13 protein-coding genes and 1 riboswitch are annotated in these 11,523 nt (G+C 52.3%); of the genes, 1 reads left to right on the forward strand and 12 read right to left on the reverse strand.

Annotated elements, in window-relative coordinates:
- Positions 1 to 161: 161 nt before the first annotated feature.
- Positions 162 to 2,303: a TonB-dependent siderophore receptor gene (locus H8K47_RS03420; RefSeq protein WP_186880038.1), complete on the reverse strand. Its 2,142-nt coding sequence runs from the start codon at positions 2,301 to 2,303 to the stop codon at positions 162 to 164.
- 68 nt (positions 2,304 to 2,371) lie between these two features.
- A riboswitch (TPP riboswitch) is annotated at positions 2,372 to 2,464 on the reverse strand.
- Between the two features lie 191 nt (positions 2,465 to 2,655).
- On the opposite strand from H8K47_RS03420, the gene H8K47_RS03425 reads away from it, so the two are divergent.
- Positions 2,656 to 3,354, forward strand: coding sequence for a DUF3471 domain-containing protein (locus H8K47_RS03425; protein ID WP_186880039.1), 699 nt, complete (start codon positions 2,656 to 2,658; stop codon positions 3,352 to 3,354).
- 117 nt (positions 3,355 to 3,471) lie between these two features.
- Here H8K47_RS03425 and rarD read toward each other — a convergent pair whose 3' ends face one another.
- The 11 genes from rarD to H8K47_RS03480 form a co-directional block, all read right to left on the reverse strand.
- Positions 3,472 to 4,359, reverse strand: a complete 888-nt coding sequence (gene rarD, locus H8K47_RS03430) for an EamA family transporter RarD (RefSeq protein WP_186880040.1) — start codon at positions 4,357 to 4,359, stop codon at positions 3,472 to 3,474.
- 145 nt (positions 4,360 to 4,504) lie between these two features.
- Entirely contained in the window at positions 4,505 to 5,401 is an 897-nt protein-coding gene (locus H8K47_RS03435; protein ID WP_186880041.1) for a cobalamin-binding protein, read from the reverse strand.
- Positions 5,401 to 6,240, reverse strand: a complete 840-nt coding sequence (gene panC / locus H8K47_RS03440) for a pantoate--beta-alanine ligase (protein WP_186880042.1) — start codon at positions 6,238 to 6,240, stop codon at positions 5,401 to 5,403. Before panC ends, H8K47_RS03435 begins: the two co-directional genes overlap by 1 nt.
- Before the next feature lie 40 nt (positions 6,241 to 6,280).
- Positions 6,281 to 7,135, reverse strand: a complete 855-nt coding sequence (locus H8K47_RS03445) for a segregation and condensation protein A (RefSeq protein ID WP_329604134.1) — start codon at positions 7,133 to 7,135, stop codon at positions 6,281 to 6,283.
- A gap of 48 nt (positions 7,136 to 7,183) precedes the next feature.
- Entirely contained in the window at positions 7,184 to 7,393 is a 210-nt protein-coding gene (locus H8K47_RS03450; protein ID WP_186880043.1) for a DUF3460 family protein, read from the reverse strand.
- 139 nt (positions 7,394 to 7,532) lie between these two features.
- A complete protein-coding gene (locus H8K47_RS03455) occupies positions 7,533 to 8,114 on the reverse strand; it encodes an LOG family protein (protein ID WP_186880044.1) in 582 nt (193 codons plus the stop codon).
- Positions 8,111 to 8,782 carry a TetR/AcrR family transcriptional regulator gene (locus H8K47_RS03460; protein ID WP_162020058.1) on the reverse strand — a complete coding sequence of 224 codons (672 nt, stop codon included), beginning with the start codon at positions 8,780 to 8,782 and terminating at the stop codon, positions 8,111 to 8,113. The genes H8K47_RS03455 and H8K47_RS03460 overlap by 4 nt, the downstream gene beginning before the upstream one ends.
- A 60-nt stretch (positions 8,783 to 8,842) precedes the next feature.
- Complete coding sequence (locus H8K47_RS03465) at positions 8,843 to 9,361, reverse strand: RDD family protein (RefSeq protein ID WP_230405003.1); 519 nt, start codon at positions 9,359 to 9,361, stop codon at positions 8,843 to 8,845.
- Position 9,362: 1 nt separating this feature from the next.
- Positions 9,363 to 10,043 carry a DUF3106 domain-containing protein gene (locus tag H8K47_RS03470; RefSeq protein ID WP_186880045.1) on the reverse strand — a complete coding sequence of 227 codons (681 nt, stop codon included), beginning with the start codon at positions 10,041 to 10,043 and terminating at the stop codon, positions 9,363 to 9,365.
- 2 nt (positions 10,044 to 10,045) lie between these two features.
- Positions 10,046 to 10,480 carry a DUF3619 family protein gene (locus tag H8K47_RS03475; RefSeq protein ID WP_186880046.1) on the reverse strand — a complete coding sequence of 145 codons (435 nt, stop codon included), beginning with the start codon at positions 10,478 to 10,480 and terminating at the stop codon, positions 10,046 to 10,048.
- Complete coding sequence (locus tag H8K47_RS03480) at positions 10,477 to 11,049, reverse strand: RNA polymerase sigma factor (protein ID WP_186880047.1); 573 nt, start codon at positions 11,047 to 11,049, stop codon at positions 10,477 to 10,479. Before H8K47_RS03480 ends, H8K47_RS03475 begins: the two co-directional genes overlap by 4 nt.
- Positions 11,050 to 11,523 lie beyond the last annotated feature (474 nt).

Genomic DNA, 11,523 nt, shown 5'->3' on the forward strand with positions numbered 1-11,523 from the left:
GTCGCTTGTAAATAAAAAAGAAAGCTATTGTACAAAATTTAGCCAGCACCTGTGCGTTGCTGAATATGTCGGATCTTCAACAAAAAACGACGGCAGCTGGCCGTCGTTTTTATACCTCGTTGCACGCAATTTTACGTGCATTACACTTAGTGCTGCGCGCTTCAGAAATCGAATTGCGCAGATATTTTGTAGGTACGTGGCGCACCAGGCAGCAGATAGCCGCCCAGCGATTGGGTCACATCGCGCCAGTAAAATTTATCGCCCACATTATCGATATTGAAGCGCAGCGTGGTCGCTGTACCAGCGATTTGTGTGCTGTAGCGTGCACCCAAATTCCAGACCTGATACCCTGGCACGATCACGCTGTTATCCGGGGAAAAGGCTTTATTGCCTGAATATTGCCAGGCAGCTTGCAGGTTTAAGCCTTTCACCGCTACCACAGCATAGTCGGCATAGATACTGGCTTTCAGCTCCGGTACGTTCAGTACCCGTTTGCCATCCATGCTGGCCAGGCCCGTATCCTGCTGCTCGGCGCGCAGGCTGGTCAGGCTGGCACCCAGGCTCAGGCTGCTGCTCAGTTTACCTTGTGCTGATAATTCCAGGCCCGTGTGTTGTGCTTCGCCATTTTGTACATAGACATTCGCGGCATTCGTATATTCCAGCGGTTTTTTGATCTGGAACAGTGCCGCACTCAGGCTCAGGTCGCGCAGCAGATCGGCTTTGATGCCGAGTTCGAGCTGGCGTGAACGGGCCGGATTGAGCATGGTATTGGCATTAACTGTACCGAAAGGTGCGATACCACCGTGCTCCAATCCTTGTGCAAACGAAGTGTAGATCGAGACCGCAGCTTGTGGCTTATATACCAGCGCGGCATTTGATACCCAGTGCGCATTGTTATAGCCCGGGTTGTCTGACTGGCTGCGCTCCATATTCAGGTGACGCAGGCCTAAGTGCAGCGTCCATGCTTCAGATATAGTCATGACATCCTGCAGGAAAGCTGACCATTCTTTGTCGGTGCGGCGCAGATAGGCGGCACCTGGTACTTTGCTGGTGATGCCAACTGCCACCGGACGGAACAGATTGCTGGACCCTGCGTATTCATACACATAGTCACCGAAATAATCGCGGCGACGCGATGTCGACAGGCCCGCTGCGATTTGATGACTGAAGTTACCCGTGACCAGTTTGCCTTGCAATAAAGCCTGGGTGCCGATCAGCTTTTTGGATTCATTCAGGCTGCGATAATCGTACACATCATAATCACCGTTGGCGCAATAGCCCGGATACAGGTTGGCAGCGCCGCAACCATAAGGAAACGCGGTGTAATCATCACGATGGAAATCATGCAGATTGGCCGCAAGACTGGCGCTCCAGCCCGCATTCAGGCGTGTCTCAAAACGCAAACCCAGATTACTGCTGCGTGTATCGACAGGTTTGGCCCAGGGCTGATCATTGAGCATCATCTCTGCATTTACACCGCGCGGCAGGGAGGTGCCGTTAAACAGCTGAAAGCCGGGTACGGAGAGCTGGGATTTATGCTGATAATCCAGATCCAGTTGCAGCACCGAATGAGGATTCAAATGCCAGTCAAACGCCGCAGAGACAAACTGACGTTCACCATTGGCACCCTTCACATAAGAACGCAGTCGCTCACCGGCGGCATTGATGCGGTAGCCAAACTGCTTGTCGGCGCTCAAATTGCTAAGATCTGTCGCGCCATACAGCGTGCCGCGTTCCGATATTTCTGTGGTCACCGTGCGTAAGGTGCTGTTGAGCGGACGCTTGGTCACGTAGTTGATCACGCCGCCCGGTGTGGCAAAGCCGGACTGGAAACCAGCGATCCCTTTGAGGATTTCGACGCGTTCTTTATTTTCCAGCGGAATTGAGGCGTCGCCCGGAATCGCGAAACCATCTTTGCGATAGCTGCTCGCATTGTCGAGCGCAAAACCACGAATGGAAAACTGTTCGGCATAGCCAACTGCGTTATACGCGTCGTTGACACTGGCATCAAATTTCATCGCATCGGTGGTTTGACGTATGCGTAAGTCCTGCATTTGTTGCTGAGTCCAGCTGCTGACTGAAAACGGGGTATCAAGCAAAGGTGCGTCGATGAAACCGGCTGCCTTGCTGCGCTCAGCTTTGCCATCTTTATTTTTGCTGGCGCTGACCACGACTTCCGGTAAGCTGCTGTCATTACTCTCTGCATACGCGGTGTGGCATTGCGCAATCGCCAGCGCAAGCAGGGAAAGGCGAAAAGCAGGCTTAAAAATGCTGTGCACAGCAGGGCGGGAGGTAGATGTCATGGTTACTCTTGATGGTCAGTGAGACCTGCGACCCGCTGCACGGTAGCCGCCAAAGCAAACCAGAACTGGCTGTAGACTTTGCGCTTTCCTACGCTGGCATGATCCAGATCAGGTATAAGGGTTTTTCTCACCCGGCAAAAGCGGGACCCCTAGCGAAGCCGCGATTTTACCCTGAATTGCTGTCGGCTGTCCCTGCCGGATATAGTCTGCTGCAGACTGGTGGGAAAATGAGTTGAAGTTTAATTGGAATTATTGCTTTATTTGCCACATAATTGGCCATATAATATCCTGTGTTCTCATTGCTGCGCGCAGTGGCTGTGCAGTGTCTACAGACATACATTCAGGAGTTTTGATGCGCCATCTATTCATTTCCTCTACTTGTGCAATCGCTTTGCTGTTGCAAAGCCCTTTGAGTCTGGCCAGGCAACAGTCTTCGGCAACTGCCAGCGTGAGTGCAGAGCAAGCTGTACCGGTGTCGCTGACTGTGTCTGACGCGGTGTTTGACAGCTATGTGGGTGACTATCAACTGGCGCCGAATTTTGTGTTGAATGTCAGGCGTGAGGGCAGTCGTTTTTTGATTCAGGCTACCGGACAGCCAGCAGTAGAGGTCAGGGCTAAGGCGCAGCAAGTATTTGTATCGGATAAATTTGGTGCTGAAATCCGCTTTGAAAAAGACAGTGATGGCAAGTTCAGCAAACTGGTGCTGAGGCAGGGGGGGCGCGAGCTGCCTGCGCAGCGTGTAGTACCGCAGTCCTCAACTGACAAACAGGCAGGCAAAGCGCTGTCGCTGTCTGCTGCGGTATTCGACACCTATGTGGGCCAATACCAGTTGGCACCGAACTTTGTGATTACCATCAGTCGTGACGGTGAGCGTTTTCTGGCGCAGGCCAGTGGTCAGCCGCAGTTTGGTTTAATCGCGGTGTCAGAAACGGAATTTGATGCCGTTGGCGTGGCGGCCCGCATACAGTTCGAAAAGCTGGCTGATGGCAGTGTGAAGCAATTAATACTGCATCAGCATGGTCAGCATTTACCGGCGGCCAGGCTGCGCTGATACAAGGATTTTGAAGGTGCAGAACTTGCGTCAGAAAGAAAAGTCCGCATGAACACTGACTATGCAGCCCAAATCAGGCTGTGAGCCAGTATTCATGCGGACCTTACTTTAAATTAATTAGGTTTTTGCGCCAGATTGGGTGCGGAAATTCATCCACAGTCCCTCACCCGAATAGACCAGCAGTGCGGCCCAGATCAGTACGAAGCCCAGTAATTTATGCTGATCGAAAGGCTCATGGAATAACCAGACTCCCAGCATCAGTTGCACCATCGGTGCGATGTACTGCAGCAGGCCCAGCGTGGTCATAGGAATGCGGCGTGCACCGGCGGCAAACATCAGTAAAGGAATCGCAGTCACCGGGCCACTGAGCATCAAAATCAGCTTGAGATCAGTGCTTTGGGTAATCAGCGCATTTTGCCCATGCCAGGTCAGCCAGCCCAGGTAGCTGAGCGCAAACGGAAACAGGATTGCCGTCTCCAGCGATAAGCCTTCGAGTGCCCCCAGCTTGGACGTTTTACGTAACAGTCCATAGGTGCCGAAGGTCAGTGCCAGGAACAAACCCACCCAAGGCAGATGGCCGGTTTGCCAGGTCAGCCAGGCGACACCGGCTGCTGCGAAACCCACCGCCAGCCATTGCACTGCGCGCAGACGTTCACGCAGCATGATGGAGCCGAGCAGGATATTCACCAGAGGCGTGATGAAATAACCGAGGCTGGCATCAATCACATGACCATCATTGACTGCCCAGATATACACAAACCAGTTGGTCGACAATAGAATAGCGCTCAGCGTAAAGCTGGCAATCAGCTTAGGTTGTGCCAGCGCTTCCCGGATCCAGCTCCATTGCTTACGCCAGACCAGTACCCCAATCAGGAAAAATAGCGACCACAGCATGCGGTTCAGCAAAATTTCCAGGGCAGGTACTGCTTGTAAAGCGTGAAAGTAGAGTGGAAACAAACCCCATATGACGTAAGCGGAGCCTGCCAGTAAAGTGCCTTTGCGCATAAATCTATCCAGAAGTGAAAAGGCCAGATAACACTGGCCAGTGCGCTATTATCGCAGCAAATTCTGTAGCAGGTGTAATGGTATTTTGCCTGGTACATCGTGCTTCGTGTCCGGCGCACAGTGCTCAATGCAGAATCCCTGATACCTATTGTCGGGCGGAAGCAATCGCCTTACAGAGGGCTTCTGTGCCTTCCAGGATGCGCGGTCCGGCTCGGTTGAGCCAGTCGCCCTTGACGGTATAGATATGATTTTTCTTCACGGCATTCAGGATTGCGTACGGCTTCCACTGTTCACGCAATTTATCCGGGCTGTCACCGGCGCTAATGATGGCATCAGGATTGGCAGCCAACACCGCTTCGAGGGAAATGCTGGGACTGATTTCTTTTAGTTCGGCAAATACGTTGCGGCCGCCACATAGCCGGATCGCCGCAGACACCATATGCGTATCATTGAGTGTCATCAGCGGTTTTTGCCAGACTTGATAAAACACGCTGACCGGTTTCGTATCGGATTGGTACGTCTTGCGCAACTGGGTCAGGCGTTCGCGGAATTGCGCTGCTGCTGCCTTGCCCTGTGCGTCGGTGCCAGCCAGGTGAGCCAGCCGCTCTATCGAGGTCGCCACCATGTCATAATCGCGAGGCTCACTTTCAAACACATTGAGCTTGCTGTTACGTAGCTGATTGGCCAGATTTTTTGCATTGCCCGTGCCCCAGATGACAATCAGATCCGGCTTGTAAGCGACGATACGTTCTAGGTCGAGTGCGAATACATTACCCACCGAGGGCAACTGACGCGCCGCATCCGGATAGTCGCTGTAATCGCTGACGGCGACCATACTTTTGCCCGCACCGGCCTGAAACAGCAATTCAGTCGCATGCGGTGCCAGGCTGATGATGCGTTGTGCCGGCTTGTCCAGCGTGACCGTGCGTTGCGCATCATCCTTCACGCTGACTGCCGCCAGCGCGGAGGCGGCAGTCAGGCTGAAGCCAAGTGCCAGGCTGAGGCCGACTAAGCTGCGCAGGCAGAACGGACGCAGCTGCATCAAATTTCCAGATTATCGATCAGTCGGGTGCCGCCGAGTTTCGCGGCAGCCAGCACGACCAGCGGCGCACCTTGCGCCAGGTCACCGGCTGAAGGTGGTTGCAGATTGTCGCGCTTGCGGATGGAGACATAATCCGGATTCCATTGACGTGCACGCAGCTTGTCCATGGCGGCGCGTTCCAGCGCAAACATATCGAGATGGCCGCTGCGTACTTCCTGCGCCACTTCATGCAAGGTCTGATACAGCGCCGGTGCTTCTGCACGCTCTGCAGGGGACAAATACATATTACGTGAAGACAGTGCCAGTCCGTCATCGGCGCGGTAGGTGTCGGCCGCGATGATTTCGGTCGGCAGTGCGAATTGCTTACTCATATTCCGGACTATCATCAATTGCTGGTAGTCTTTTTTACCGAAGACCGCGACCTTAGGCTGTACGCAAGAGAAAAGTTTTAGTACGACTGTGGTCACACCCGTGAAGAAACCTGGGCGGAATTCGCCTTCCAGAATATTGCCCAGATCATCCGGTGGACGCACACGGAATTCCTGCGGTTCTGGATACAAATCTTTTTCGGTCGGTGCGAAGAGGATGTAGACGCCTTCTTTTTCCAGCTTTTCTACGTCAGCCTGGAAGGTACGCGGATATTTATCGAAATCCTCATTAGGGCCAAATTGCAGGCGATTGACGAAAATCGATGCGACTACCGGGTCACCATGTTTTTTGGCCAGACGCATCAGTGACAGGTGGCCTTCATGCAGATTGCCCATGGTTGGTACGAAAGCCGTACGCAACTGACCACTCAGGTGGTCGCGCAATTCTTCTATGGATGAAATGATTTTCATGGTGAATAAAGAGAGAGTAAGTTCAAAAAAGTATTCAGCATCAGGCTGGGGTATAAGCCAGACGGACGTAGATGGGAGCAAAGGCTTCAGCCTGAGTGATTTCGATCAGGGTTTCCTTGGCCAGCTCCAGCAAAGCGACGAAGTTCACCACCAGCACCGGCGCACCACGGCTGGGGTCGAACAGTTCAGAAAATTCGACAAAACGTGTTGACTGCAGCTTACGCAAGATACCGGTCATATGCGCACGCACCGACAATTCCTCGCGGCTGATTTTGTGGTGCTGTACCAGCGTCGCGCGCTTGAGTACATCGGCCCAGGCGGCCTGGATATCGGCAATCTCGACTTGCGGCCAGTGCAGGACGGTCTGGGTTTCGATAAAGACCTGGGCATGTAAAAAGTCACGTCCCAGTTGCGGTACCGTATTCAGATCATAAGCGGCCAGCTTGATTTGTTCATATTCCAGCAAACGGCGCACCAGTTCTGCGCGCGGATCGTCGGCTTCCTCGCCCTCAGTGCTCTTGGTGGAAGGCAGCAGCATGCGCGACTTAATCTCAATCAGCATCGCTGCCATCAGCAGGTATTCTGCGGCCAGTTCGAGATTGTGTTTGCGGATCTGGTCTACGTATTTCAGATACTGCAGGGTGACATCCGCCATGGGGATGTCGAGGATATTGAAGTTCTGTTTGCGGATCAGGTACAGCAGCAGATCGAGCGGACCCTCGAAGGCTTCCAAAAACACTTCGAGCGCATCGGGCGGGATGTACAGATCGTTAGGCAGCTTGAATAAAGGCTCACCATACAGCTTGGCAAACGCCAGGCCGTCAACGACGTCCGGTGTGGTGTCTGTAGCACCGACCAGGGGCAGGCCGGCGTTGCTGGTTTCGCTGTCAGTCACAAGCGGTATCAGTCAATGAGCGTCGATGAGCCAATGGCGACAGAAAGATCAGCCTTTGTTCTGATAGACATAGGCCTGTTGAGCAACGCGCGACTCTTTATTGCGGCTCGCTACATCCAGATCGATCGGTGCTTTATCCCACAGCAAAGCACGGCCGTCGCGCTGGCTTTGTTCCAGATGTGGATTGGCCTTCTTCAAATTTTGCAGAAAGTTGGTCGCTTCGGACTCGTACAGGGAGAATTGCTTGGAGAATTTCATTTTGAAATAAACACTTAAAAGAACGGATGAAGCGGCATTTTACTCTGGTTTTAAAGGAAATATAGGAAATCCCCTTCTATTACCGCCACAGATTCCGGATTGTGACTGTAGCGCCTGTTGCAGGCGCTAAATTTGCCTTTTACAGATCGCACTGCTGTAGCCATTTATGGGTATCTACAGGGTGATAAGCCGCGAGCAGGTCGAGTAGTTGTGCCGGGTTCGCACTTGCTTGCAGAATGGCCTGATGCGTTGGGCGCAAGAAGCCTTGTTCAGTTGTATGTTGTAGGAATTGTATTAATCCGTCATAAAATCCCTGAATATTCAGCACGCCCACCGGTTTGTGGTGGAAGCCTAACTGCGACCAGGTCATAACCTCAAATAATTCTTCCAGTGTGCCTATGCCGCCGGGCATGGCGATAAAGCCTTGCGCCAGTTCCGCCATCATGGCTTTGCGTTCATGCATATTGGCGACAACATGCAACTGGGTGAGCCCGCGGTGACCGACTTCTTTGTCCATCAAGGCTTGCGGGATGACGCCGGTAACACGGCCGCCCAGGCGCATGACTTCATCGGCAATCACGCCCATCAGTCCGACATTGCCGCCACCATAGACCAACTCGTGACCGCGTGCGACCAGCTCCGCTGCCAGCTGACGGGCTGCCTCGGCATAGATTGGCGAAATGCCAGGCGAAGAGCCGCAATAGACGCAGAGTGCGCTCATTCCTGATTCATCTTACGTAGATAATCGGCAGATAATTTTTCAAATACCTGTTTTGCTTCGCCACGCAGGTAGGGGCTGATCAGTACGATGACCTGATAGCAGCCACGCGCTAATGAGTCTGACATGGTTTGTAGTTCGGTGTATTTGCGCGGATTACGTACGTACTCATACGATAGCCAATACGTTGCCACCACCACCATGTTGGTGGCGAGTGCATCGATATCCATGTCGGTCGCTTCGAACTCACCGTCCGCCCGTAAGCCGGTGCACAAGCCAGTCGCAACCTTAATTTTGTGGGTCAGAATTTCTTTGAAATTCAGTTCCAGCTTGCGATTGCGTGACAACAGATCATTGAGGTCGCGATAGAAAAAACGATAGCGCCAGACCAGCTCAAAGGTCAGATGCAGGTAGGTCCAGACATCCTGAATATTTGCTTTTCTTCCCTGGGGAAAGGCCAGTTTCTTATTAATTTCTGCTTCAAATTGAGCAAAAATAGAATTGACGATATCGTCTTTATTTCTAAAATGATAATAAAGATTGCCGGGGGAAATATTCATTTCCTCCGCTATCACGGTCGTTGTGATATTCGGTTCACCAAATTCATTGAATAAGCGCAGGGAGAGCTCGAGGATGCGTTCCCTGGTACGGCGAGGAGCTTTGTGTTGCATGTCATTCTTCTCGATGGATGATTTCGTAAGAATATCATCCTTCGCTCTAACATCAAAACTTCACTGGTCTGTAGTGCTGTCCTGACTGACTGCAGGAATATGTAGTAACCGTGTTTTCGCCAGGTGATCATGCAGAAACTGGTGGTCAGGGCGCAGTAGGGCTGTCGCACCCCAGGCAGCGGCACCTGCGCTTACTGCTATCACCATGGGCCATTGCTTGAGATTAAATTGATACACCAGCGCCATCGCCGGTAAGAACCACATCCAGGCCAGGCAGTAGCGTACGATAGCCTTGATAACTGGTATGCGCCCGCCATTGTCGTCAGTCACTTTAATGCGCCAGGTTTGCATCGCCAGCGTCTGTCCGCTGCGGGTCCAGCAATACACAAAATAAACGCCGAACACCAGAAACAGCCAGGCTTGCCGTCCGGCGCGCAAACTGAGCGCATGGCGGCTTTGGGTCAGCACATCAAATAAAAAGTCAGCAACAAAAGCTATGCCAAACAGCAACATCGCTTCGTACACCATACAAATTACCCTGCGCTTCAGCGGTGGGGCCATCAAAATCATCGTTGACATCTTACTTCGTCTGAGGCTGGGAGGCTGGGCTGGCGCTGGTATTGACAGGAATTGCTTCCACTGCCACCGATGCCGGTGCTGCGTTGCTCAGGCTGGCGGGCGCAGCCTGTAACACTGGCTTGGGTGCAATTGCCGGTTTGGGACCCAGTTTAATGGGTGACAGTGGATTGGGATTTTTAATCGCGTCCGGGGATAGATTGGTCAGGCTCTTTTTCTTTTCATGCTCAGCCGCCAGGCGTTTCTTTTCTTCATCGCTCAGTTGCTGATACTGTTGCCATTGTGCTGACTTCTTTTCAGCTGGCAACTGTGTCGATTTTGCGTAGTTTTCCCGGGCTGCCATACGTTGTTCTGGTGTCAGCTTGACCCAGTCACGCATGCGCTCTTGCAGGCGAGCCTGTTCATCCGGCTTCATGCTGTTGTAACGGGCAGCGATTTCCAGCCATTTTTTCTTACTGAGCTCAGGCAGCTTGTCCCATTCGCCAGCCAGCGGGCTGAGTGCCTGCTTCTGAGTGGCACTTAATTCCGTCCAGAGTGGCTTGGTCGCAGCCTGGGGCTGCGTTGCCTTGACCGTGGAGGTATTGCTGCTGGCAGGTAAGGCGCCACCTATAGCATAGGCCAAAGGCAGCGCAGTCGCTGTAGCGATAAGTATGACTGTGATACGCGGCAAGGCTTTCAACAACACGCTCAATCCTCCGGTTTATCTTTATTGTCTTTATTGTTCAGGTAAGCCGTAAAGCCAGTATCCACATAGGCGGCAGGAGGTAATTCATCGACCAGCATGGTCGCGTCTATATCTGCCAGCTCGTTGATATTTTGCTGTTGTTCATATTCATAGATGCCGAACATGCCAATAACCAGTACCAGTGTCGGTAAAGCCAGCCCCAGTTTGCCCATCCAGGAGCCGGGTCCACTGAAGGAGTAGCCATGATTGCCGGCGAAAGCCCCTTTGAATACGCGCACTGCAACCGGCGCTTCTTTTTTCTTGCGCGCCATTGCCAGCTTACGCGCCTGAGCGAGCCGGTCCAGAGTCGGGGCAGGGAGTTGTTCCGCCGACTCATTGAGCGCACGTCTTACCTTGTAGGCAAAATCGAGATCCTGCGATTCTTTTGAGTAGTTCATAGCTGTATTCCTTTAGCTTTGAGCGATGCAGCCAATGCGTGAGTGGCACGCGAGCAATGCGTTTTGACACTGCCTTCAGAGCAGCCCATTGCGGCAGCTGTCTCTGCTACATCCATGTCCTCCCAGTAACGCATGAGGAAGGCTTCCCGTTGACGTGCTGGAAGTTTTTTTATTTCTTCATCAATAATGTTGAGAACTTGCTCACGCTCTATTTTATCAGCACTGGATTCTGCTGCTTCTGTTCCTTCTTCGGCGGCATAACTTTCCAGCAAATCGAAGTTGTCATCTTCGCGGTTATTATCCGGCGTGATGCTGGAGAACAGGCTGACCCAGGTATTTCTGACTTTTTCTCTGCGGAAGTAGTCCAGCGTTGTGGTTTGCAAAATGCGCTGAAACAGCATGGGTAATTCGGCCGCTGGCTTGTCGCCGTATTTTTCGGATAACTTGATCATCGCTTCCTGCACGATGTCGAGCGCGGACTCTTCATTCCTGACGGCATACATCGCATGCTTAAAAGCACGCCGTTCCACGCCCTCAAGGAAACTGGATAATTCTCTGTCGGTGGCCATTGTTGGCAATATTCGCTTGGTAATTCAGATAGTCTGATCCCGGTCACGGGACCGGAATTGGCGGTTTTTGTTCCGTAAAAGTGCGCACATGCTAGCAAAAATGACTCTACATGTCCTTAACTTTGTCAAAGTTCTGTAATTTGCACCTTTTTGTCTCAAAGAAATTGTAGAAGAATATAAGAAATTCACATAATTCCACTTGACCAAAATGCTGCGACGCAGTACCGTATAAGTCCGCTCCAAAATCTCGGAGCACCAAATATCTGCGTGGCTCAACCCACAATGTTGCCGCCAGCAGATGCGCTTTAAATGAAGCTGTTTGTTCTGACCCATGCCACAAGCGTGAGAAGTCTGTCTTTGCAAAGCCTTACCACTGATTGAACGAGTGCCTCAAGTATTGCCTGGAACCATGTCCAACGGATATGCGAAGGGGAATATGCCCGCACATAAAGGGATTTCAGCTTACCGGACCTG

This window comes from Cognatundibacterium rugosum, assembly GCF_014284365.1.
Taxonomy (GTDB): Bacteria; Pseudomonadota; Gammaproteobacteria; order Burkholderiales; family Burkholderiaceae_D; genus Undibacterium; species Undibacterium rugosum.